Genomic DNA, 22,890 nt, shown 5'->3' on the forward strand with positions numbered 1-22,890 from the left:
TGAAGGGAGTTATCCAAAAAACAACAAACAATATAAGACCTAGGAAAAAAATGAATAAAAACAATTTGCCTATTGGTGTGTTTGATTCAGGAATGGGTGGCTTAACGGTGCTGCGGGCATTGAAAGCGACGCTAAAACGTGAATCGTTTGTCTATCTAGGGGACACCGCTCGATTGCCCTATGGTACAAAAAGTCCTGATACTGTCCAACAATATGCCTTGCAAATGACAAGGGTGCTCGTTGAGAGACAAATCAAAGCCTTGGTGATTGCCTGTAATACGGCAACCACTGCCGCATTACCCCATCTACAAGCCATGCTTCCTGATATGCCCGTTATAGGTGTTGTTTCACCCGGAGCGGCTGCTGTGGTTGCAGCGACGAAAAATCATCGTGTTGCCGTATTAGCTACGGAGACCACCATTGCTTCTCAAGCTTATCAACGTTTGATCTCAGCGCAATTACCGCAAGCGACAATAAGCGCTCGTGCTTGCAGTGTATTGGTGGCATTGGCGGAAGAAGGGATGATAGATAATGCCGTTGCTCATGAAACCCTAAAACATTATTTGGCAGGATTGTATGAAGAGGACACCTTGCTTTTAGGGTGCACGCATTTTCCTGTATTTAAGACGGTGTTAAAGACACTTTTACCTGATGGTGTGACGATTGTCGATTCAGCTGAAGCAACAGCTAAGGCTTTGCACGATGTCTTAGTGAAGGCTGATCTGCTTACCACAAATGGTTCAACCAGTACAGTCAATTACTTGGTTACTGACTCAATTAAGCGGTTTCAAACCGTAGGAGAAATTTTTCTTGGTGAGCCGTTGAATGTTGAGAGAATTGAGTTGGTGGATGCTTGTAAGTTAACGAAGTAATTCGCCTGCGTCGACTCCCCCTCACCCGCCGCGCTGTGCGCGTCGACCTCTCCCACAAGGGGAGAGGTAAATTTTTTTCCCCTCTCCCCTTGTGGGAGAGGGTAGGGTGAGGGGAATTGAAATAAACCTCTTAATCACTCACCACTTCAATTTTCTTCTTACGTGCCGATTGATGGCGTGCTTGTCTTTCAACATCAATGTAACGATCCGTCGTCGCACTGGACGCATGCCCAGCATCATCCCTAACATGCTCTCTAGGACGAAATTTAACGTCTTCTGATATACCTGTATGCCTTAACCAATGCACCGTAGCTGCCGCTAAATGATCAGCTTCTTCAACTCGATTTTGCTTACGCAACTGTTGCGCGGCCAGGTCGAAACAAAGTTGCACTAACCGCCGGATAGGTGCTGTGTCGCTCATGGGGCCTGTGCCGCGAATTTTGGGGATAAGCGGTGAATTATCAGCAGGGGAAGGTAGGGCGGTTAGACCTAAAAATTGACGCCAACGCATTAAACTTTCCAGCATCGCATCACTTACTGCTATTTGTCTTTCTTTATTTCCTTTCCCTACCGTGGTGAACCACCATTGTCCATTTGCGTCTTTGGCAAAATCATTCATCATCGGAATCCAACGGTCGCTCGCGGCTAATTCTGAAATCCTTAAGTACATGCCAAATAACATGCTCAAGATGAAAAGGGTGCGCTCATGTTTCTCCGGGTTTTCTTCAGCAAGCGCATTTGCAGCTGCAAGCACTGCTTCCCATTGGCTCAGACTTAAACGTCGAATAGGCGCATTTTGCTGGCGTTTACGGACGAATTTGCTCTTCTGTCTGATCAAGGTAACAGGATTAGAGACGAGATATTCTTCAGCAATCAAAAAATTAAAAAAGGTACTCAAAATGGCAAAGATTTCTTGAATGGCGCCCTGTGATAAATTGAATTGCTCTACGGATGGATGAGCACCTTGCTTCCTCCCCACTTTGCTAATGGTCGCCACAAAAGGACGCCAGTTTTCGTTAGGAATACGTTTCCCCTCTTTGTCAATAAAACGGGGGACTTTTTTCAAACCAATCCATGTTTGTGGCGGGTTTTGGCAGAAACGGACAAATTGCTCTATGTCTTCTCTTTTTAGTTGATTCAATGTTGCTTTCTTAATATGCCAACACCACTGTAATAAGCGTTCAGTTTCACGGCGATAACTATTAAACGTTCCTAAGCTACCTACATAACTTTTGAGGAAATTCAAACTATAGTAAAAATCATTTTGAAATTTGGGATTGGGCAAAACGACATTTTCATGATTTTTATGTAAATGATGAATGTTATCGAATAGTGGCAGAAGTATAAGTTGAGACTTCATGTTGTTATTTTTTTAATTTAACTAAAAGTTATCCTAACTAAAAATGATTGAGCCAGCAATGAATGGGACTATCTTCAGTCATTATCTGCTATAATAGCTCCATTGCGTTTGTTGCCGGTGGACAACAAACACGTGTATGTCAAATTGAAGTGAATCGCTTTGGCCTGCTGATGTTTACCCATCAAAAATTAATGATTTGAGGATTGACCTCATGCAAGCCTGCGAGTATTATTTGCGCTCTGTCCTCGGATGGGTTGAACGGGGTGTAGCGCAGTTTGGTAGCGCGCCTGCTTTGGGAGCAGGATGTCGGGGGTTCGAATCCCTCCACCCCGACCAATTTTAAGTTTGCGCCCGTAGCTCATCTGGATAGAGCATCGGCCTTCTAAGCCGAGGGTAGCAGGTTCGAATCCTGCCGGGCGTGCCAGCCCTACGTGCAGAATTCCTGGTTTGACAATATGGTGAGCGTAGCTCAGTTGGTAGAGCCCCGGGTTGTGATCCCGGTTGTCGTGGGTTCGAGTCCCATCGTTCACCCCATACAACCAAATAAAAACGGCTGCTTTAGACCTCTTTTGAAACTTGCTGCGCGGAGTTTCGAAAGTGATCTGGTTTAAGATTCCATTCCGAGTCTTTACAAGACAAGCATACTGTTTGATAATTCCACCCTGTTTTGCGAAAGTGGCGGAACTGGTAGACGCGCTGGATTTAGGTTCCAGTGGGGTAACCCGTGAGAGTTCGAGTCTCTCCTTTCGCACCATTTCATGACAATTTCCAAGAGGTGACTAGATGCAAGTTTCTGTTGAGACCTTGAAAGGTTTGGAACGTAAGGTAACAGTTTCGGTACCAACTGCAAAAGTAGAGGAAGAAGTGAGTCAGCGTCTCAGAAATCTTGCTCGCAAAGTGAAAGTCGACGGTTTCCGTCCTGGTAAGGTTCCGATGCATATTGTTAAAAGTCGTTTTTCTGACAGTGTCCGTGAGGATGTGGCCAGAGAAATGGTGCAGTCAACCCTCCCTGAGGCTTTAAAAAAAGAAGAATTAGTCCCAGCAGGTTCTCCGCATGTTGAACCTGAACAGATTGAGTCTGGAAAAGATTTTGTCTACACAGCAACGTTTGAGGTGTTTCCAACAATCAACATTGCTGAATTAAAAGATAACACCAAAATTGAGGTTATTCGCGCTGAAGTCAAAGATAAAGATGTAAATGACATGCTTGAGAAATTGCGTGAACAAAATAAAGAATGGCAAGAGGTTTCACGAGCTGTCGCTAAGGATGACAAAGTTGTTATTGATTTCCAAGGCTTTTTGGATGAGAAGCCATTTGAAGGCGGAAGTGCTGAAGGCTATGAAATTGTCATTGGTTCAGGCGCGATGATTCCTGGATTCGAAGATGGTTTGATTGGTGGTAAAAAAGGCAAGTCCTTCGATATTAAAGTGACATTCCCTGAAGATTATGGTCATAAAGACCTGGCTGGTAAAGAAGCAACATTCAAAATTACTATACACAAAGTTATGGAAGGTAAATTACCTGCTTTAGATGATGCTTTTGCAGAGAAGTTTAACATTAACGAAGGCGGTATTGACGCGCTTAGACAGGATATCAAAGATAACATGGTCCGCGAATTAGAGCGGCGGGTAAGTGCAATGAATCGCGAAAAAATCTTCGACCAACTGTTAGCGATTAATTCATTTGATTTACCAAATGCACTCATTGACAGAGAAATTGAGCATCTGAAACATGATATGTACCACCGTCTCTTTGGTCATGAGCATTCAGATCATGAAAAGATTCCAGATTTCCCAAGAGCATTATTTGAGGAGCAAGCCAAACGCCGGGTGCATCTAGGCTTACTCTTTTCTGAGTATGTTAAGAAGCATGAGTTGATTGCTGATAAAGATCGAGTCAATGCCATGATTGATAAGTTTGCCAGTGCCTATGAAAATCCTGATGAGCTTCGCTCATGGTATAAAGCAAGCAAGGAGCGTATGGGTGAAGTCGAGGCGTTGGTGATGGAAGAAATCGTTGCTGAGAAGATCAGTGAGAATGCCAAGCTTACGGAAAAGAAAATGACATATGATGAGGTCATGAATCCCAAGACAGAGAAAGCACAAGAGGGAGCATAAGAATATGGAGGGCTATTCAGAGAACTTGATAAAAAATGCCGGCACTTTAGTTCCTATGGTGATTGAGCAAACCTCAAGAGGGGAGCGCTCCTATGATATCTATTCAAGGCTCCTGAAAGAGCGAATCGTCTTTCTATTGGGCGAAGTTGAAGACCACATGGCTAATTTGGTCGTAGCGCAGTTGCTGTTCCTGGAGTCAGAAAACCCAGAGAAAGATATTTCCTTGTATATTAATTCACCTGGGGGCGTGGTTACAGCAGGTTTAGCCATTTATGATACAATGCAGTTTATTAAACCTGATGTAAGTACGTTATGTATTGGACAAGCAGCGAGTGCCGCTGCATTGTTGCTATGCGCAGGAGCAGAAGGTAAGCGATTCTGCTTGCCAAATTCGCGAGTGATGATTCACCAGCCTTTGGGTGGATACCGTGGACAAGCCACGGACATTGAGATTCATGCTCGTGAAACATTGGCGATACGTGAACGCTTGAATACGATTATGGGGAAACATACTAAGAAAACGCCTGATCAAATCATGAACGATACGGAACGTGATAACTTTATGAGTGCAACACAAGCAATGGAGTATGGTCTGGTGGATAAAGTCCTCTATGATCGGAGTTCAGAAACTGAAACGAAGTAAGATCATGGGTTGGTTTCTTAGGAAACTGGCCATTATGACTGGCGATATTTTTCCAATTGTCTAAAATTTTACTAGGGGCTTGTACCTAAAGTTTGCAGAAACTCAATGAAGAAAAGCTGAGGCGACGAGAAAGAATATTTCAACTAATCATTGAAATGATCAATCTACTCTCGCTAGCTAATTGCATTTAATTCAGCATCCTTTGGGGCAACCCAGATTACCACTGCTTTTGGTAAGAGTAAGAAGGGGTTTGTAGATGAGTAAAACCGAAGATGGTGATAAGGTTTTGTATTGTTCTTTCTGTGGGAAGTCTCAGCATGAAGTAAAAAAATTAATTGCTGGCCCCTCTGTTTTTGTGTGCGATGAATGTGTTGAGCTATGTAATGATATCATTCGCGAAGAAACTCAGGAAAGCCAGGAGGAAACGGAGACTCGTTTACCTACGCCTAAAGAAATCGCCAATTTTTTAGACGAATACGTGATTGGACAACTACATGCGAAGAAAGTGCTTTCTGTGGCAGTCTATAATCATTATAAACGCTTATATAACAAAACTGAGGATGGCATTGAGTTGGGTAAGAGCAATATTTTGCTCATCGGACCAACAGGTAGTGGAAAAACCTTATTGGCGCAAACGTTGGCGCGAATACTTAATGTCCCATTTACCATGGCTGATGCCACAACACTCACAGAAGCAGGCTATGTTGGTGAAGACGTTGAGAACATCATTCAAAAATTATTACAAAAATGCGATTACGATGTGGATAAGGCTCAACAAGGGATTGTCTACATTGATGAAATAGACAAAATTTCACGCAAATCAGACAATCCATCAATTACCCGCGATGTCTCCGGTGAAGGAGTTCAGCAGGCGCTCTTGAAATTAATAGAGGGCACCATTGCCTCTGTACCACCTCAAGGGGGACGGAAACACCCGCAACAAGAGTTTCTACAAGTAGATACGTCAAATATTCTATTCATTTGCGGCGGAGCTTTTGCTGGCCTGGATAAAATTATACGTGAGCGAAGCGATAAATCTGGAATCGGTTTTTCTGCAGAATTAAAAAATAAAAAAGATAGCCAAGACATGGAAAAAGTGCTCAGTGCACTTGAATCTGAGGATTTGGTCAAATATGGCTTAATTCCTGAATTCGTTGGCCGATTACCCGTGGTGACGACCCTTCATGAATTAAATGAAGGAGCACTGATCGATATTCTTACAAAGCCCAAAAATGCACTAACCAAGCAATTTCATGCGTTGTTTAAAATGGAAGGGGTTGAATTGGAGTTCCGTGAACAAGCTATGCATTTAATTGCAAAGAAGGCGCTGGATAGAAAAATAGGTGCGCGTGGGTTACGGTCTATCCTTGAAAATATACTTTTAGACACCATGTATGAATTACCATCGATGGAAGGTGTTAAGAAAGTAGTTATCGATGAAAACGTGATTAATAACACTGGAAAACCCATTCTTATCTATGAGGGTGAAGAAAGCAAACAATCAGCCGCAGGTGGAAGAGAATAAGAGAAAGTGCTTTCAAGTGTAAACGCCGTGGGGCGTTATTGGAAAGTATAGGTTTAAGGGTTATTCTTTATGCCGACTTCCCGCTCCCGGACTCGATCCGGGATAAAACCGCGGGATCCAGGAATCCATCAGCATCGATGGATTCCGCGGCCTGATCCCGGATCGAGTCCGGGAGCGGAACGTCGACCTACACTTTCAATTTCACCTCACTAACTGAGTGGCTGTATTTTATCCCATAGGATTATCGTTTGAATAAGGGCTTATTATGTCTAGCGAAAGCGAAAATGAACTCATGCTAACTAAAACTGAAGAAGAGAACTCATTGCTACCCGTTTTGCCTCTTCGGGATGTTGTCGTTTACCCACATATGGTCATTCCTTTGTTTGTCGGACGAGAAAAATCGATTAAGGCTTTAGAAGCCGCAATGATTGATAACAAACAAATTTTTCTGGTAGCTCAAAGAAAATCATCCAATGATGATCCAGGACCTGCGGATGTTTACAATGTTGGTACAGTTTCCAGCGTTCTACAGCTATTAAAATTGCCTGATGGCACGGTTAAAGTGCTGGTAGAAGGCGAGCAACGTGCAAAGGTTAAGGACTATCATCAGGAAAAAGGTTTTTTAGAAGCATCTTTGGAGTCCATTACTGAAGTCAGTGAGCAAATGAAAGAGCAGGAAATTGAAATTCTGATGCGCTCCCTCATGTCACAATTTGAACAATACATTAAGTTAAATAAAAAAATTCCTCCTGAAGTTTTGACATCGTTGGCAAGTATCGAAGAGCCTGGGCGATTGGCTGATACGATTGCCGCTCACTTATCCTTAAAAGTTGATGACAAGCAAGAGTTGCTCGAAATTCTTGATGTCGGTCAGCGTCTTGAGCGGTTAATGGCAGCCATCGAAGGCGAGATTGATTTGCTGCATGTTGAAAAACGTGTTCGTGGACGTGTCAAACGGCAAATGGAAAAAAGTCAGCGAGAGTATTACCTCAACGAACAAATGAAAGCCATCCAGAAAGAGTTGGGTGACCTGAGTGAAGAAGGTAATGAAATTGAGCAGCTGGAAAGTTCGATCAACAAGGCTGGTATGCCTAAGGAAGCAAAAGAAAAAGCGATGTCTGAGTTGCAAAAGCTCAAAATGATGTCGCCAATGTCTGCTGAGGCTACTGTGATTCGCAACTATCTTGATTGGATGCTAACGGTTCCATGGAAAAGAAAAAATAAAATCCAGTTTGACTTAAGTAAAGCGGAACGTTTGTTGGATAAAGAGCATTATGGCTTGGAAAAAGTTAAGGAACGTATTCTTGAATACCTCGCCGTACAGCAACGCGTTAAGCGCTTGAAAGGACCAATTCTATGCTTGGTCGGAGCTCCAGGTGTGGGTAAGACCTCATTAGGGCAATCGATTGCCAATGCAACGGGTAGAACCTTCATTCGTATCGCTTTAGGTGGCGTTCGCGATGAAGCTGAGATTCGCGGGCATCGCAGAACGTATATTGGCTCTATGCCAGGAAAAATCATTCAGAAGTTATGTAAAGCAGGGGTAAAAAATCCGCTTATTATGTTGGATGAAGTCGATAAAATGGCCATGGATTTTCGTGGCGATCCAGCATCTGCTCTGCTTGAAGTATTGGACCCTGAGCAAAACCATACCTTCAGCGACCATTATCTTGAAGTCGATTATGACTTAAGTGATGTGATGTTTATTGCTACGGCAAACTCTCTCGAAATACCGGCCCCGCTTTTGGATCGCATGGAAGTCATTCGTTTGGCTGGTTACACTGAGGATGAGAAAATCCATATCGCCGAAAGTTATTTAATCCCCAAACAATTAGTCTTAAACGGTTTGAAGCCGCAGGAAATCAATATTGCCGAAAGTGCGGTGCGTGAAATTATTCGTCACTATACCCGTGAAGCTGGGGTGCGTAATTTGGAGCGTGATATTGCTAGCATTTGCCGCAAAGTGGTGAAAGAGATTTTAACCGGAAAACGGGTTAAAAAAGTGTTAGTGACACGTAATAATATTGAAAAATACTTGGGTGTTCAAAAATTCCGCTATGGCCTAGCTGAAGAGTTCGATCAGGTAGGACAAGTAACTGGACTTGCTTGGACAAGTGTTGGTGGTGAATTGCTTACCATTGAAGCATCGATGATGCCTGGCAAAGGCAAAACAACGCACACCGGACAACTAGGTGAAGTCATGCAAGAATCAATTCATGCCGCAATGACGGTCGTGCGTGGTCGTGCAAAATCGTTTGGTGTTGCCGATGACTTCTATGACAAAAACGATTTCCATGTGCATGTGCCGGAAGGAGCCACCCCGAAAGATGGTCCAAGTGCTGGGATTGGTATGTGCACAGCATTGGTGTCAGTCCTTACCCAGATCCCCGTACGTGCAGATGTTGCCATGACTGGGGAAATCACCTTAAGAGGACAGGTTCTTCCTATTGGCGGGCTTAAGGAGAAACTACTAGCTGCCCATCGAGGAGGAATTAAGCATGTCATTATTCCTGAGGAAAATCGTAAGGATCTTGAAGAGATTTCCCATAATGTTCTTAAGAAATTGACTATCCACCCAGTAAAAACAATTGAACAGGTTTTGGACATAGCTTTGCAACGTAGTCCTACCGTTAGTACTCCGAGCCCGACAGTTCCTGAAGTCATTCCGGGTAAAAGTTCAAAAAAAATTAAGAATAAGGATTTACACGCCCATTAATACGGGGTATATTTCACAGCGTTGCCCACTACTGGCGGGCGATGCAAGGATGTCGCTGCTTGACTGAGCTCGATCATTTTGTTTTAATCGGCTTGGATAAGGAAGAATAACTGATAGGGGAAAAGATGAATAAAAGTGAATTGATTGAAGCAATTGCAAATGGTTCTGGAGTAACTAAAGCTGACGCTAGCCGAGTTCTCCATACTTTTATGACCACCGTGACCGACGCTTTAAGAAGCGGTGACCAAATTGTATTACCAGGTTTCGGTTCTTTCTCCACCGGTAATCGGTCTGCTCGTACTGGTAGAAATCCACAAACGGGTGCAACCATTACCATCAAGGCTTCAAGAGTAGTTAAATTTAAAGCTGGTAAATCATTGAAAGAAGCTGTACAGAAATAGCGTAATTTTTTGGGGTGCTTAGCTCAGCTGGGAGAGCATCGCCCTTACAAGGCGAGGGTCGCAGGTTCGATCCCTGCAGCACCCACCAAGAATTGGAGTGGTAGTTCAGTTGGTCAGAATACCGGCCTGTCACGCCGGGGGTCGCGGGTTCGAGCCCCGTCCACTCCGCCAAGATTAACGCGCCGAATGGCGCGTTTTTTTTACTGGTACTTTCTGGCGAGTTACTGAATTATGGAATATTGATCATGTTGCAGAAGTTGAACGAACGCATACAGGGTATTGTAGCCTGGGTAGTCATTATTCTTATTGCCATAACGTTTACCATGTTTGGCGTGGACTATTACATGCAGTCGCATCAGACTTCTGTTGCGGAAGTAGAAGTAAATGGTGAGCCTATTAGCAAACAGGCTTTTGAGGTGAGCTACAGACGCGCTCGCCAACAACGTGATGCGGCACAAATGACAGCCGCGAGTGAAAAAGCGCTCAAAAAGCAAGTCATTGAAAATATGATTGTCAACGAAGTGTTAGTGCAGGCTGCCAGAGCCAGTGGTTTTGAGGTGAGTCTTGAGCAAGCTAACGCAGCAATTCTTAGTATTCCTCAATTCCAAGAGGATGGTCGCTTTTCGGCAGAACGATATCAACAAGCATTAAGTAATGCCTTATTTACTCCGGAATCATTCCAGCATGAAGTCAGACAAGGCATGTTACTTAACCAACAACGTTTTGCTTTCATTGGTAGTGCATTTGCCTTGCCTAATGAAATTCAACGCTTCGTGAAGCTATACATGCAAACTCGGGATTATGACTATTTGCAAATCCCAACGTCCTTGTTTATGAAGAATAGCAAAGTATCTGATGAAGCCATCTTAGATTATTACCAAAAACATCAGAAAGAATTTATTGCATCTGAAAAAGTTTCCATCGATTACGTACGTTTATCGATGCAAGAGCTCAAAGATAAAATTAACGTCAGTGACGATGATATCAAGCGTTATTATGAGGATAATAAAAGCAGTTTCCAAACGCCAGCTCAATGGCAAGTGGCCCATATTCTTTTTGCTGTTCCCCAAGACGCATCAGCGGAGACGGAAAAGCAAATCAAACAAAAAGCTGAAGATGCTTATCAAACGTTACAAGATAATCCAGCAAAATTTGACGAATTAGTAAAAACCCTTTCTGACGACAAATTGTCTGTGGCAAATAATGGTCTACTTCCGTGGATGGTAGCTGGTCAGACTGAGTTTGATAAAGCGCTAGCAACATTAACTAAGCCAGGTCAAATTTCACCGCCTGTACAATCAGCTCACGGCTTTGAAATTTTTAAATTAATCGATTATAAACCTGCCACGTTGAAACCTTTAGCAAATGTTCAGTCTGAGATTAAAGAGCAATTGCTGGCGGATCTTGCGCAAACCAAGTACTCTCAGGCATTAGAACAGCTGAGTGATTTAAGTTATGAATCACCAGATTCTTTAGAACCTGTGGCTGACGCCTTAAAATTAAAGATTGAACACACTGAGCCTTTTTCGCGTCAAGGAGGAGACAGTAGTTTAACCAAAAACAAAGACGTGATTAATGCCGCCTTTAGTCATGATGTGCTAGAGCTTGGTAATAACAGTGAACCGATACAACTCGATAATGATAGTGTTATTGTCTTACGTGTCAACAAGCAGATCCCTGCATCTAAAAAACCACTTGCTGAAGTAAAACAAACGATTGCTAATAAATTAGCCTTAAAACAGGCTGAGCAACAAGCCAAACAGCTAGGTTCTAATCTTCTTTCTGCAAAAACAGATGCTCAAGCACAGGAAAAATTATTGCAAGAGAATCAACTGCAATGGCAGCAAGTAGAACAAGCAACACGTGACACGGATAAAGCAGATGCTGCAATTAATGACTTAGCATTTAGTTTGGCTAAAGTGAGTAGTCAGAATGGTCGCAGTTTGAGGAATGGTGATTACGTCATTGTCCACCTGCGAAAAATCAGTGATGGTCAATTTGAACAATTGGATAGGGAACAGCAAGCTAGTATTGCTCAGCAAATTGAGTCTAGCTACGGTGTAATGGATTACGACCTTTATGTAAACAACTTAGTGAATAAGGCCAAAATAAACAGGCACTAACACTATCAAGGAGGGAGTAATGGCTTTTACTGATAATCATTTAGCTACGATATATTTAAAGCTGCAGAAACGATATAGGGAGGAGTTATCCCGTCTACCATTTAGTCAAATTTACGCAACGCTGGAGCGTGATATTCAAATGGAGCTTGTCAATCCCCAAAGTTCTTTATATGGACTTGATGCTCTGGAGCAGTATAAAGTTTGGTATGTATTTAATACATTTATGGCGTCCTGTCCTCAGTACAGCAATCTACAGGAACATGAGCAACGCAGTTTTCGTTTTGTAACGGAATTGAGGACAATCCATGTGATAGACTCTCATTATCACTGCTATTGTCCCTCCAATGATTTTCTTTTCACTTGGCTATTATTAGATTCTCTTTCCTCAAGACATCATCATCATTATCATGACAGCGGCTGCTGTTTTCCCTCTAGCAATAATCATCATAGGCATGGAGGATCTTCTGAGGATCAAGCAAAATGTCTATTATTCCTCCTCTTGGTTCTTTTGGTAACCAGCTTAATTGCCCTAGCCGCCTTAGCTACATTTTACTTATTATTGGAGGCTGCGGACAGTTTAGAACGCATGTTCTGGAATGAAGGCTGGCTCAAAGCGATAATTAGTTTGTCTAGTGCTATAGCAAGTGGCTTGGTTGCAGGTTTTTTGGCTAGCAATTTTGCTTCAGCTCCGCTTATGGCTCTTGCTTTGGCTGCTGGGGTGAGCAATCCTGTTGGTATGGCTGCTTTAGGCGTGGTTTGCCTAACCATCATAGGGACAGGACTTGGTTGCTTTATTACTAATCAGATACAAGACGCGATAATTAAGTCGTTCAATAAAGGCTCTCTCGACCCTCATGATCCTTATCGGTTCCGACTTACAGAACAAGAAGAACAAAATTTATTAAGCAAGCAGCCCTATGCTTTAGATCCGATTAAGGTCAAGTGCGCTATGGTTGCTTTGCACGAGGAAATTGGTAAAAGCGTGCCTTGGCGTTTGAGCCGCCTTTTCTGTGATGATGAAGGGAAGCAAGCGTTATTGGAACAGGTAAGAAAACTGCGTCGTGGAGAGATAGATGGGTATACGATTACGATTGGTAAAGGTGAAGACAAAAGAACCATTGACTTAAGACCTTTCCAACAATATGTGCCTACTTATACGACACCTCCTCAATCACTTTACCCAGAACAGTCGTCACCATATTATGGACAGACGCCTCCCCCTTCTTATAATCCTGAATTGAATCCTTCGGCATCGTATTATTACCAATAAGTTTGCCTGAAATGCCTCTCACCCTACCCTCTCCCACAAGGGGGGAGGGATGTTCAAAAAAATGCCTCTCCTCTTGTGAGAGGCCGACGCGCGTAGCGCGGCGAGTGAGGGGAAAGCGGATTATGCATAACGCCGATTAGGCCAAAAGATGATCAATGGAGAATCCATTGCTTCCCCACACCCTCTGTCCTTTAAGTTTGGCTTATGATAGCCTTAGCCTTTTTGCCAGAGCTCACCAAGGGCATGCAGATGTTACACACGAAGACTTTTCATTTAAATGCTAATCAACAAGCTCTTTTCTATTTTCTCTTATATGTCTGTTTTCTCATTGTGGCGAGAGTTTTTTTGTGCTATCCCATACTGAGCTATGATGAAGCAGAGCAGGTTTTCTTTGCTCAGAAATTGTCTGCTGGTTACCCTGCACAGCCTCCTTTTTATACGTGGTTGCAGTGGCTAGCGTTTAAGGGAATGGGGTTAAATCTGTTTAGTCTGGCTTTAGTAAAATACACTCTCATAGGAGCCTGCTTTTATATCTATCACCTCATTTGTCGTTACTACTGCCACAATTCCCTGTTAGCCTGGTGCGCTACTCTTTCGTGGGCGTTTATTCCCAATATCAGTTATGACTTTCTACCTCATAAAACACATGTGATCACCGCTCTACTGGTCAGCTGCCTTACCTGGTACTGGTTTATTAAACCTCAGCGGGCGCCTAAGTTTGTCTGGTATGCTGGTTTGGGCTTGCTTATTGGCATAGGCATTCTCTCCAAATTTAATTATTTAATTTTTTTAGCTGTATTGCTTATCTCGGCATTAACTATTCAAGAATACCGTGTTAAAGTCATTGCGCCGGGAATATTAATCAGTTTTGCAATAGCTGTTTTTATCTCAAGCCCTTACTGGGTATGGCTCATTCATAATGCAAGTGTAGGCTTATCCGCTTCATATAAACTGGTTTTACCAGAGAAGAATCAATGGCATGGAGTCATCCGTTTATTTGCAGCATTCCTTTGCTTTATCGGACCACTGGTTCTCATCAAGATCTTTTTTCCTTTATCACGTGTCGCAATTGTTCACACCCCCCAAAATCAACTCTTGTGGCGCTATCATCTAGTGGTATTTCCCTTTCTTGTGCTGTTTGTTATTGCCTCTGGCATGAACAATGTCAGAACCCATTGGGTACTCCCGATATTATTTCTAACTCCCGTTTGGTTCTTTCATATTGTTGATATCAAGAAATATTCGTTAAGGAGAGCCCGATATTATTTAGGCTTGTGCTTATTGGTTCAATTAGGGTTGGTGAGTGCTTGGATCATTCATATCCCCAATTCGGCTGAGTCTCCTATGATGCAACTGGTTGAAGATATCAAAAAAGATCATCAACCAGTTACACTGGTTGTTGCCGACTCTGATTTGCTCGTAGGGAATCTCATGTTGTTCTTAGGGTTGAAAGATGGAATTTTAATTCCGTTCATGAAAGAGCAAGTTTTTCCTAAGGAAAACATGTTGATGGTTTGGGAGGGAGCTAATCCTCCTTATTGGGTCAATTATCTCTTGGTCGGTAAACACCCTTTGACTAAGCCGATAACGACAAGACATGAAAACGAAGTGATGGGCCATGCTTATAGCTTGCAGAAAGATAATGATTAGATTTCATAAGATTATTTTACATTCTCAATTGAGGGTTATTATTAAACGATAAGAATATCTTATATGTCGTATAAGAATATATAGATTTTTTTATGTACCTATTTAAAGTATTATTTGCAATGTGTTCATTTATGCAGCTATTTGTATTTTTTTGAGAGGTTTCTAATGAAAATGGCTCTATATAACGAATTAATCCAATTAGATCGAGAAGCTAAAGATTTAACCGCAACCGCAGATGCTCGTCGTCAAGCACGTGAAGACTTTGAAAGGCGCTTCCAGGAGAGCGATAGTAACACACAAAGGATTGTTCTAGATTCAATTGCTGCTACACCGTCTACCCAAACGTCCTTACTGTATACTTATCGAGCTGCTGTAACTGATTTTTCAAGAAATCATTCATTGTGGTCAGCAGCTCAGACTTTTTTTAAAGTAGCTGTTACAAGGCTAACTAATCCGACTTTAGAAGAAGAGGAAGAACAAGCTACGCAAGACAGAGGCCATACTCAGGAGATCTGATGTGCAGCAAGTAATGGCTTGCTCCGCAAGCCAGGGATCACTCCAGATCAGTCATAGATACCGCATGGTAACCAGAATCAACATGCAGCACTTCTGCGGTGATGCCTGAAGCTAAATCAGAACATAAGAAAGCCGCAGCGTTGCCTACTTCTTCTGCAGTGACATTTCGTCTTAGGGGAGTTGTGCTTGCATAAAAGGCCTGCATTTTGCGGAAATCTTTAATTCCTGCTGCTGCTAATGTCTTGATGGGACCCGCAGAGATCGCATTCACTCGAATTCCTCTGGGACCTAAGCTTGCTGCCAGATAACGCACTGACGCTTCAAGACTTGCTTTAGCGATACCCATGACGTTGTAATTAGGAACCGCTTTTTCAGCACCATAATAACTTAAGGTTAAGACAGAGCCTTGTGTATCTTGCATCATGGGTTGAGCAGCCTTGGCTAAAGCGATTAAGCTATAGGCGCTGATGTCATGTGCAATATGGAAGCCCTCACGATTGACATTATCCACAAAATCGCCACTAATTTGATCAGCAGGAGCGTAGGCGACAGAATGAATCAAAATATCCAATTTGTCCCAATGGCTATGTAACTGCTCAAAAACAGCCTGAATTTCAATATCACTTGCTACATCACAAGGGAAGGTTAAATTAGAGTGAAATTCAGCAGCCATGGTTTCTACACGAGCTTGCAACTTTTCATTTTGATAGGTAAACGCAAGCTCAGCACCTTGCTCATGAAATGCTTTAGCAATACCATAAGCAATAGAGCGATTGCTTGCCAGACCAACGATTAATGCTTTTTTCCCGGTTAAAAATCCCACTTCATTCTCCTCTGATAATTTCAGTACTCAAGCCATTTTGGTGTGTCGCGAGTAACTCGCGCATTTTAGCCTGAATCATACCGATTGCGATACGATTCTCACCCCCTCGGGGAACGATGATGTCCGCATAGCGACTGGATGGTTCAATAAATTGCAAATACATCGGTCTCACGGTGGTCTCATACTGGTGAACCACTGATTCAAAAGAACGATGGCGTTCCACCACATCGCGTTTCAGACGGCGCGTGAGGCATACATCGAGAGGAGTGGACATAAAAATACGAATATCCATTATCTCTCGTAATTCTTTATCACTAAAAAGAAGAATACCTTCCAGGACAATAATGGCATGTTGTCCTATATGACGCGTTTCTGATAAGCGAATATGTTTGGAATGAGAATAGATTGGGATATCAACAGCCTTCCCTTGCTGTAAACTGCGAAGATGCTCGCAAAGCAATGCATGGTCAAATGCATCGGGATGATCGTAATTTATTTTCTCTCTTTCAGAGAAAGGTAAATGACTATTGTCTTTGTAGTAAGCGTCTTCAGAGATCACAACAACTTGTTCAGAACCGAGTTCATTGACAATGGTGTTGGCCAAAAGACTTTTACCCGAAGCTGAGGGGCCAGAAATTCCGATAATAATGGCTTGTTTACTCATGGTTTTATCATTTAAAATTTTGTGCAATGGTAAGGGTTTATGACGATAAATTCAATCCGGGGCTGTTGCCATTTCTACTATCTTGGCCAAAATGATTTGATTTTCTGTGCTCCACCATACTTCTATGTATGCTGCGTTGCGGTGCTCGAATCAAATCATTTTGGCTCAAGCTAGCGAAATGGCAACAGCCCCTAAAGCTATAAGAGATATGTTGTGTTTTATAACTTCTCTCTCTGCCGTTTGAGTAACACATACAAAGCGCCACTACCGCCGTCACGCGCTAAGGCACTAGAGAAGGCTAGAACTTGTGGGAATTGTCGCAGCCAGTGATTGACCAAATTTTTTAATACAGGCGCCTCACCATGATGACTTCCCTTACCATGAATAATCAGCAAACAACGGTGTCCAGAAGCGCTTTGTTGCAGAATAAATTTGATCAATGTTTCTTTCGCTATATTGGGTCTTAAACCATGCAAATCTAATCGGGAATCCCATTGAATTTGTCCGCTTTTTAACTCACGAAGTCGTTTGAGTGGGATGCTATGGCTGCAGTAAGAAAGTAAACTGTTTGCTTGCACTTCATTCATGTAATAATCAGATAAATAAATAGGATTAGCCTTTTTATTTTCTGTTGCATTTTGTGCTTTAGCAGTAGGTGTTTTAGATTTTGGAGTGACGGTTGCAATCTTCTTGTCTTTGGATAGTGGTTTTACCTCGCCTACCATTTTACGGAATAAAGCTTTGTCTTCCTCAGACAGAAAATCATCGGACATAGGTCAGCATCATATAGTGCAATAATTAGTAATTATACGCGATCTTCAAGTTTTTATTGCTTGACTTTTTAGAAACCGAATTACCGTGGCTTGACCACGGTATCCATTTGCCATGAAGATCGCTAGATATCGTGGTCAAGCCACGGTAATTCGTTAATTAACAAACTTGAAGATCGAGCTATAGTGACTATTCCATGTGGCTTAAGGACAGGAATCCTAGCTTAAGGACAAACGTTTGAAACTAGCGTACAATTTGTGACAATTGTGGTCACAGGGTTACGAATTATGACGGATGTATATCGGACAGCGAGTAAAGAGTTAGAAACAATCCTTGATTTTTTACGTTTTGGCATGACTCAAGCTCATGTAAATCATCTTTATTATGGTCACGGGACTGATAATGCCTGGGACGAGATGATTGCACTAATTGTTGGCAGTTTACATCTGCCTCTTGATGTTGATCCCATGCTTTTCCAAGCACGATTAACCCAGGTTGAAAAAGAAATGCTGGTTAAACAGCTTTCACGACGTCTTGTGGATAAAGTCCCAGTTCCTTATCTGACCAATAAAGCTTATTTTTGTGAATTACCTTTCTATGTGGATGAACGGGTACTGATTCCACGTTCACCCATCGCAGAGCTTATCAAGCAACAATTTTCTCCTTGGCTGGTAGCCGAGAGGGTGCATAGCATTCTTGATCTGTGTACAGGAAGTGGATGTATTGCTATTGCCTGTGCTTATGCATTTCCTGATGCCATCATTGATGCTGTGGATATCTCAGAGGGAGCACTGCAAGTCGCAGCAATGAATTGTGAACGTCATGGCTTGGACGATGTGATTACACTTATTCAATCAGATTGTTGGGAGAATGTGCCTTCTATACGTTATGATTTGATTGTTTCTAATCCGCCCTATGTCAGCACAGAAGAGATGCAAACATTACCCGTTGAATACCATCATGAACCCAAACTGGCTTTAGAAACAAGCAATCATGGTTTGGCAGTTGTTGAAAAAATCCTTGCAAGAGCCCATGCTTATTTAACTGAAGACGGTATTTTAGTGGTTGAAGTCGGAAACAGTGCACAAGCTTTGGAAGATGCATTCCCGCATGTGCCTTTTACCTGGCTTGAGTTTGAGCATGGTGGAGAGGGTGTGTTTCTAATGACAAGTCAACAATTAAAAACTTACTTTTCATCCCAAGGTAATTAATCTATGAGTGGAAACACCTTTGGTAAGTTGTTTACAGTAACCAGTTTCGGGGAAAGCCATGGACCCGCTTTGGGATGTATTGTTGATGGGTGCCCCCCAGGACTAGTGTTGACTGCCGAAGATATTCAACCTTTTTTGGATAAACGCAGACCAGGACAATCGAAATACACGACCCAAAGACGTGAAGAGGACAAAGTAGAAATTCTCTCTGGTGTTTTTGAAGGATTGACTACCGGGACTCCAATTGCGTTATTGATCAGAAACAGCGATCAACGTTCGAGGGATTATGAGGAGATTAAAGATTTGTTCCGTCCGGGGCATGCTGATTTTACCTACTACCATAAGTATGGTCACCGAGATTATCGTGGGGGTGGTCGCTCCTCCGCGCGGGAAACAGCTGCTCGCGTTGCTGCTGGAGCGATTGCCAGACTGTATTTAAAACGCACGCTGGGGATTGAAATAACCGGTTATTTGCAAGCGATGGGAACGCTTAATATAGAGTTTGTGAGTGAGCAAGCGATCAATGACAATCCTTTTTTTTGTCCGAACGAGCATCAAGTTGCTGACTTAGCAGCTTATATTGACAAGCTTCGTAGACAAGGAGATTCCGTCGGTGCTGGCGTGAAAGTGATTGCTCGTCATGTACCTGTTGGTCTTGGTGACCCGGTTTTTGATAAGCTTGATGCGACATTGGCGTATGCCATGATGTCGATCAATGCTGTAAAAGGCGTAGAAATAGGTGCAGGTTTTGAGGTCATTAGGCAAATGGGTAGCGAACACCGCGATGAGATGACCAAGGCGGGTTTTTTGACAAACCATGCTGGAGGGATTCTTGGAGGGATTTCTACAGGACAGAACATTGAGGTAAATATAGCGCTTAAACCGACCTCAAGCATTGTCAAACCTGGAAAAACAATCAATACCAAAGGTGAAGAGGTAGTAATAGTGACCAAAGGACGCCATGATCCTTGTGTTGGCATTCGAGCCGTACCTATTGCTGAAGCCATGATGGCTCTGGTATTAATGGATCACTATTTACGGCATAAGGCACAAAATCAATGAAGAAGGGGTAACAAATGAGTCGACGTTTAAACATCGCAATAGTAGGTGCCACAGGTGCTGTGGGAGAAACGTTATTAACCGTTTTGGAAGAACGTGATTTTCCTGTAGATAACATTTATCCTCTGGCTAGCTCACGATCGGTTGGTAAAACAGTGGTGTTTAACAACTATACCCTGGATGTAGAAGATTTGGCGCATTTTGATTTTAGCCAGGTTGATATCGCTTTATTCTCTGCAGGTAGCGCTGTTTCTAAAGAGTATGCACCGAAGGCTGCCGCCGCCGGTTGTGTTGTTGTCGATAATACCTCATGTTTCCGTTATGACAATGATATTCCTTTGGTTGTGCCGGAAGTGAACCCACATCGCATTGCTGAGTACAAAAATCGCGGTATCATTGCCAATCCCAATTGTTCAACTATCCAAATGGTTGTTACTCTAAAACCATTGCATGATGCAGTAGGTATTCATCGTATTAATGTCGCTACTTATCAGGCCGTATCAGGAACAGGTAAAAAAGCGATTCATGAATTGGTTAGTCAGATTAGCGAGTTGTTAAATGGCAGGCCGATTAAACCCTCTGTTTACCCTAAACAAATAGCATTTAATGTGTTACCGCATATCGATGAGTTTCAAGAGAATGGTTATACCCGCGAAGAAATGAAAATGGTTTGGGAAACTAAAAAAATTATGGAAGATGATAGTATTTTAGTTAACCCCACCACGGTGCGTGTACCCGTGCTTTATGGTCATTCAGAAGCAATCCATCTTGAATTGAAGGCGCCTCTTACCGCCGTTGAAGCACGTAAGTTACTGAATAAAGCGCCAAGTGTTAAAGTGATTGATGATACCAATAAATTGCAGTATCCAACGCCTATTACTCACGCTGTGGGCAAAGATGAGGTCTTTGTTGGTCGGATTAGGCAGGATATTTCTTCTCCAAATGGTTTAAACTTATGGGTAGTGGCAGATAACATTCGCAAAGGTGCAGCTACAAATGCTGTACAAATTGCTGAGATTCTGCATAGAGATTATCTATAATGTATATTATATGGCTACTGAAACACATAGACAAAATATAGAGAGTTCTTTTATCCCACCAGAGATAATGACTCAGCCGATCCATCAGGCTGTGAATATAGGTGGGAAGGCGAGCTTTACCGCTCTAGCTTCTGGTTTGCCTGCACCTACAGTGCAATGGCAATTTTGCAAGGCAGGAAGTGCTGTTTGGGTAGGGATCGAAGGTGCAACCTCAACCACCTATACTACCGCAACACTGACCGTTGCTGATAATGGGAAAAAATATCGAGCAATATTCTCTAATAGTGCTGGTAGAGCGATTAGCAATTCGGCCGTCTTAACAATATTGAGTGTACCAACAGCAAAATCTGGCCAATCAATTTTGTTCGATGAAACTAAGACGATGGAACGTCAAAGGCGTATTGCAGAGCAGCAACAACATAGGAAATTGGCTAAAGTCCATGCTCGCGAGCATAATGATGAGGAGCAAAACGTTTCGCCAGAGGAGGCAATGGAAAATGGCATTCTGCAGCATCCTTTTCTGAATTCACAACGCAATGATGGTATCGATCCGAATTTAAATCCTGAGCCGCCACTCAACACAGAAGCTCGGCGGGAATTTGATAATGAACGTCGTGAACAAGAAATGGAGAAGCAGCTGCGTTTGGGTAATATGCCGAAGATGAGAACAGATCCTCAATTTAGACCATAGGTTTTTCTAAATGACAATAGCTAATGATATCATCAGTTGTCGCGTACCCGACTTCGATTTTTACCTCAGTCAAGGTGAATCACTGGATGATATTGACGAGTATGGCTTCACTCCACTGATTGAATGCGCCATCACCAGACAACCTCACATTGCCGAACAACTCATTGCTCGTGGAGTTAATGTGAATAAAGGCGATGTGACCGGACGTACCCCACTGCATTGGGCTGTTGACAATAATGATTTGGAGATGTCTCGACTCTTGTTGAGTCATGGTGCTAATGCAGATGCCTATACAACCTCAGGACTTTCTGTTCTTGTCTATCCTGTTTTAAGAGGACAAGATCCATTGAAACATTTGTTGTATCAACATGGGGCAAAATTGGATTTTGCACTCGATTTTATAAATGCCAAATTAATTGGGCACCGCTTTGAGCTTACTGGGGATGTGGATATTGTTAATGCTGAGGGTGAATTTATTGAACTCGATTATGAAGGTTTTATTCTTGAATTTACAGTGGCTATTGTAAAAGATTCTCTTAGACGTTTTACTAGCAGCTATTCCACTCGTAAACTACGCGATCAATTTCCTTTTATCTATAACATCATGGATGCTTTTACTGTCGCTGCAGAATTGCTGCAATTTCAACAGTATCCATTTTTAACAGATGAGCATAAAGAACGCCTCAATCAGTTAGTCAAATCGCCTATGCTCATTTTGCCTGCTGCAAGTCGGGGGCATGCGCTTGGTTTTATCCGTTATCAAAACTGGTGGGCCAAAATTGATAGGGGGGAGAATAGTTTAAAAGAAGGTAGTATTAATATTTATCGCATCACACGACCCGAGATGATCAATTTACCGTTCCTACTGGATTTTTTATTCAAAAAACAAAGTCGGCGCTATTTTCATCAAACCATCAACCAAAAGCTAGGGTTGGTACCTGTACTGCATATGCCAATCAGCTCACAAATTGCAGGTAACTGTTCCTGGGCAAATATACAAGCCATTGTTCCTGTAGGATATGCTCTACAAGAATTGCAGACGCAATCGCCAGAGGAATTCAATTCAGATGCCGCCATTGCTCTTTACAATACTTGGGTGGAATGGGATAAAGATCGTGCCTTAGATGAGTGCATTCAGCGATTTTATCTAGCAAATCCGGTGCGGAAAGCCAGTTTTGCTTCGATATTGGCGGCGGTTCTCTTTCAAGCATGCGATTATAATAATAGCCATCATGTGGAGAGAGCAGAAAAAATTCTGACCATTTTGACCCTGCCAGAATATTACTACATTCTCTATAGTTATTTGGAAGAGTACTGTATAAAACGTTTAACGCGACGTGGTAATAATTTGTTAAAATTGCTTGATGATTGTGGGTTCAACCCTAATATTGGTGTAACGCCAATTGCCACCGGCTTAAAAGAGCGTACGTAACGACA

The 22,890-nt window shown here is 42.5% G+C and carries 19 protein-coding genes and 6 tRNA genes; 21 read left to right on the forward strand and 4 right to left on the reverse strand.

What is annotated here, in order from left to right; translation table 11 throughout:
• Positions 1-50: 50 nt before the first annotated feature.
• Positions 51-872 (forward strand): glutamate racemase, encoded by an 822-nt coding sequence (murI, locus tag CKV79_RS02960; RefSeq protein ID WP_028373593.1) that lies wholly within the window; start codon positions 51-53, stop codon positions 870-872.
• Positions 873-1,002: 130 nt separating this feature from the next.
• Here murI and CKV79_RS02965 read toward each other — a convergent pair whose 3' ends face one another.
• Positions 1,003-2,232, reverse strand: coding sequence for a tyrosine-type recombinase/integrase (locus tag CKV79_RS02965; RefSeq protein WP_028373592.1), 1,230 nt, complete (start codon positions 2,230-2,232; stop codon positions 1,003-1,005).
• 259 nt (positions 2,233-2,491) lie between these two features.
• Between CKV79_RS02965 and CKV79_RS02970 the strand changes: the two genes are divergently transcribed.
• The 15 genes from CKV79_RS02970 to CKV79_RS03040 all read left to right on the forward strand — a co-directional run bounded on the left by CKV79_RS02970 (position 2,492) and on the right by CKV79_RS03040 (position 15,194).
• Positions 2,492-2,568 (forward strand) — tRNA-Pro (locus CKV79_RS02970).
• A gap of 11 nt (positions 2,569-2,579) precedes the next feature.
• Positions 2,580-2,656 (forward strand) — tRNA-Arg (locus CKV79_RS02975).
• Positions 2,657-2,690: 34 nt separating this feature from the next.
• Positions 2,691-2,766 (forward strand) — tRNA-His (locus CKV79_RS02980).
• A 135-nt stretch (positions 2,767-2,901) separates the two neighbouring features.
• Positions 2,902-2,986 (forward strand) — tRNA-Leu (locus CKV79_RS02985).
• Between the two features lie 29 nt (positions 2,987-3,015).
• Positions 3,016-4,350: a trigger factor gene (gene tig / locus CKV79_RS02990; protein WP_028373591.1), complete on the forward strand. Its 1,335-nt coding sequence runs from the start codon at positions 3,016-3,018 to the stop codon at positions 4,348-4,350.
• A 4-nt stretch (positions 4,351-4,354) separates the two neighbouring features.
• Entirely contained in the window at positions 4,355-4,993 is a 639-nt protein-coding gene (clpP, locus tag CKV79_RS02995) for an ATP-dependent Clp endopeptidase proteolytic subunit ClpP (protein ID WP_035915700.1), read from the forward strand.
• Between the two features lie 256 nt (positions 4,994-5,249).
• On the forward strand, positions 5,250-6,518 hold the full coding sequence (gene clpX / locus CKV79_RS03000) for an ATP-dependent Clp protease ATP-binding subunit ClpX (protein ID WP_028373589.1): 1,269 nt from the start codon (positions 5,250-5,252) through the stop codon (positions 6,516-6,518).
• Between the two features lie 265 nt (positions 6,519-6,783).
• Positions 6,784-9,234 (forward strand): endopeptidase La, encoded by a 2,451-nt coding sequence (lon, locus tag CKV79_RS03005; RefSeq protein WP_051546182.1) that lies wholly within the window; start codon positions 6,784-6,786, stop codon positions 9,232-9,234.
• 125 nt (positions 9,235-9,359) lie between these two features.
• Entirely contained in the window at positions 9,360-9,635 is a 276-nt protein-coding gene (locus CKV79_RS03010; RefSeq protein WP_028373587.1) for an HU family DNA-binding protein, read from the forward strand.
• Positions 9,636-9,647: 12 nt separating this feature from the next.
• Positions 9,648-9,723, forward strand: a tRNA-Val gene (locus CKV79_RS03015).
• A 6-nt stretch (positions 9,724-9,729) separates the two neighbouring features.
• Positions 9,730-9,806 (forward strand) — tRNA-Asp (locus tag CKV79_RS03020).
• Positions 9,807-9,880: 74 nt separating this feature from the next.
• Entirely contained in the window at positions 9,881-11,758 is a 1,878-nt protein-coding gene (locus CKV79_RS03025) for a SurA N-terminal domain-containing protein (RefSeq protein ID WP_028373586.1), read from the forward strand.
• Positions 11,759-11,777: 19 nt separating this feature from the next.
• Positions 11,778-13,028, forward strand: a complete 1,251-nt coding sequence (locus CKV79_RS03030) for a hypothetical protein (RefSeq protein WP_028373585.1) — start codon at positions 11,778-11,780, stop codon at positions 13,026-13,028.
• A 204-nt stretch (positions 13,029-13,232) separates the two neighbouring features.
• Complete coding sequence (locus tag CKV79_RS03035) at positions 13,233-14,678, forward strand: glycosyltransferase family 39 protein (protein ID WP_028373584.1); 1,446 nt, start codon at positions 13,233-13,235, stop codon at positions 14,676-14,678.
• 165 nt (positions 14,679-14,843) lie between these two features.
• Positions 14,844-15,194 (forward strand): hypothetical protein, encoded by a 351-nt coding sequence (locus tag CKV79_RS03040; RefSeq protein WP_028373583.1) that lies wholly within the window; start codon positions 14,844-14,846, stop codon positions 15,192-15,194.
• A 37-nt stretch (positions 15,195-15,231) separates the two neighbouring features.
• Here the strand turns inward: CKV79_RS03040 and CKV79_RS03045 are convergent, their stop codons facing one another.
• From CKV79_RS03045 to CKV79_RS03055, 3 genes are all read right to left on the reverse strand, one after another.
• Positions 15,232-16,017 (reverse strand): enoyl-ACP reductase FabI, encoded by a 786-nt coding sequence (locus tag CKV79_RS03045; protein WP_028373582.1) that lies wholly within the window; start codon positions 16,015-16,017, stop codon positions 15,232-15,234.
• Between the two features lies 1 nt (position 16,018).
• Entirely contained in the window at positions 16,019-16,681 is a 663-nt protein-coding gene (gene udk / locus CKV79_RS03050; protein WP_028373581.1) for a uridine kinase, read from the reverse strand.
• Between the two features lie 218 nt (positions 16,682-16,899).
• A complete protein-coding gene (locus CKV79_RS03055) occupies positions 16,900-17,454 on the reverse strand; it encodes a Smr/MutS family protein (RefSeq protein ID WP_028373580.1) in 555 nt (184 codons plus the stop codon).
• A gap of 285 nt (positions 17,455-17,739) precedes the next feature.
• On the opposite strand from CKV79_RS03055, the gene prmB reads away from it, so the two are divergent.
• Genes prmB through ankH form a run of 5 tightly spaced genes read left to right on the forward strand, consistent with a single transcriptional unit; the run spans position 17,740 to position 22,885 of the window.
• The gene (prmB, locus tag CKV79_RS03060) at positions 17,740-18,663 is read left to right on the forward strand and encodes a 50S ribosomal protein L3 N(5)-glutamine methyltransferase (protein ID WP_028373579.1); all 924 of its coding nucleotides are present in this window, start codon (positions 17,740-17,742) and stop codon (positions 18,661-18,663) included.
• 3 nt (positions 18,664-18,666) lie between these two features.
• Positions 18,667-19,725, forward strand: a complete 1,059-nt coding sequence (aroC, locus tag CKV79_RS03065; RefSeq protein ID WP_028373578.1) for a chorismate synthase — start codon at positions 18,667-18,669, stop codon at positions 19,723-19,725.
• A gap of 14 nt (positions 19,726-19,739) precedes the next feature.
• A complete protein-coding gene (locus CKV79_RS03070; protein ID WP_028373577.1) occupies positions 19,740-20,762 on the forward strand; it encodes an aspartate-semialdehyde dehydrogenase in 1,023 nt (340 codons plus the stop codon).
• A 10-nt stretch (positions 20,763-20,772) separates the two neighbouring features.
• On the forward strand, positions 20,773-21,453 hold the full coding sequence (locus tag CKV79_RS13980) for an immunoglobulin domain-containing protein (protein WP_231950196.1): 681 nt from the start codon (positions 20,773-20,775) through the stop codon (positions 21,451-21,453).
• 10 nt (positions 21,454-21,463) lie between these two features.
• Entirely contained in the window at positions 21,464-22,885 is a 1,422-nt protein-coding gene (ankH, locus tag CKV79_RS03080; protein ID WP_028373576.1) for a Dot/Icm T4SS effector AnkH/LegA3, read from the forward strand.
• Positions 22,886-22,890: the final 5 nt, after the last annotated feature.

It is taken from the genome of Legionella lansingensis (assembly GCF_900187355.1).
Classification (GTDB): domain Bacteria; phylum Pseudomonadota; class Gammaproteobacteria; order Legionellales; family Legionellaceae; genus Tatlockia; species Tatlockia lansingensis.

What these genes read in the sequence shown, in the direction of transcription:
- ankH (WP_028373576.1), top strand. Translation starts at nt 21,464, where the DNA reads ATGACAATAGCTAATGATATCATCAGTTGTCGCGTACCCGACTTCGAT.
- tig (WP_028373591.1), top strand. Translation starts at nt 3,016, where the DNA reads ATGCAAGTTTCTGTTGAGACCTTGAAAGGTTTGGAACGTAAGGTAACA.
- CKV79_RS13980 (WP_231950196.1), top strand. Translation starts at nt 20,773, where the DNA reads ATGGCTACTGAAACACATAGACAAAATATAGAGAGTTCTTTTATCCCA.
- lon (WP_051546182.1), top strand. Translation starts at nt 6,784, where the DNA reads ATGTCTAGCGAAAGCGAAAATGAACTCATGCTAACTAAAACTGAAGAA.
- murI (WP_028373593.1), top strand. Translation starts at nt 51, where the DNA reads ATGAATAAAAACAATTTGCCTATTGGTGTGTTTGATTCAGGAATGGGT.
- CKV79_RS02965 (WP_028373592.1), bottom strand. Translation starts at nt 2,232, where the DNA reads ATGAAGTCTCAACTTATACTTCTGCCACTATTCGATAACATTCATCAT.
- CKV79_RS03030 (WP_028373585.1), top strand. Translation starts at nt 11,778, where the DNA reads ATGGCTTTTACTGATAATCATTTAGCTACGATATATTTAAAGCTGCAG.
- CKV79_RS03010 (WP_028373587.1), top strand. Translation starts at nt 9,360, where the DNA reads ATGAATAAAAGTGAATTGATTGAAGCAATTGCAAATGGTTCTGGAGTA.
- clpX (WP_028373589.1), top strand. Translation starts at nt 5,250, where the DNA reads ATGAGTAAAACCGAAGATGGTGATAAGGTTTTGTATTGTTCTTTCTGT.
- CKV79_RS03035 (WP_028373584.1), top strand. Translation starts at nt 13,233, where the DNA reads ATGATAGCCTTAGCCTTTTTGCCAGAGCTCACCAAGGGCATGCAGATG.
- CKV79_RS03070 (WP_028373577.1), top strand. Translation starts at nt 19,740, where the DNA reads ATGAGTCGACGTTTAAACATCGCAATAGTAGGTGCCACAGGTGCTGTG.
- clpP (WP_035915700.1), top strand. Translation starts at nt 4,355, where the DNA reads ATGGAGGGCTATTCAGAGAACTTGATAAAAAATGCCGGCACTTTAGTT.
- CKV79_RS03040 (WP_028373583.1), top strand. Translation starts at nt 14,844, where the DNA reads ATGAAAATGGCTCTATATAACGAATTAATCCAATTAGATCGAGAAGCT.
- CKV79_RS03055 (WP_028373580.1), bottom strand. Translation starts at nt 17,454, where the DNA reads ATGTCCGATGATTTTCTGTCTGAGGAAGACAAAGCTTTATTCCGTAAA.
- CKV79_RS03025 (WP_028373586.1), top strand. Translation starts at nt 9,881, where the DNA reads ATGTTGCAGAAGTTGAACGAACGCATACAGGGTATTGTAGCCTGGGTA.
- prmB (WP_028373579.1), top strand. Translation starts at nt 17,740, where the DNA reads ATGACGGATGTATATCGGACAGCGAGTAAAGAGTTAGAAACAATCCTT.
- aroC (WP_028373578.1), top strand. Translation starts at nt 18,667, where the DNA reads ATGAGTGGAAACACCTTTGGTAAGTTGTTTACAGTAACCAGTTTCGGG.
- udk (WP_028373581.1), bottom strand. Translation starts at nt 16,681, where the DNA reads ATGAGTAAACAAGCCATTATTATCGGAATTTCTGGCCCCTCAGCTTCG.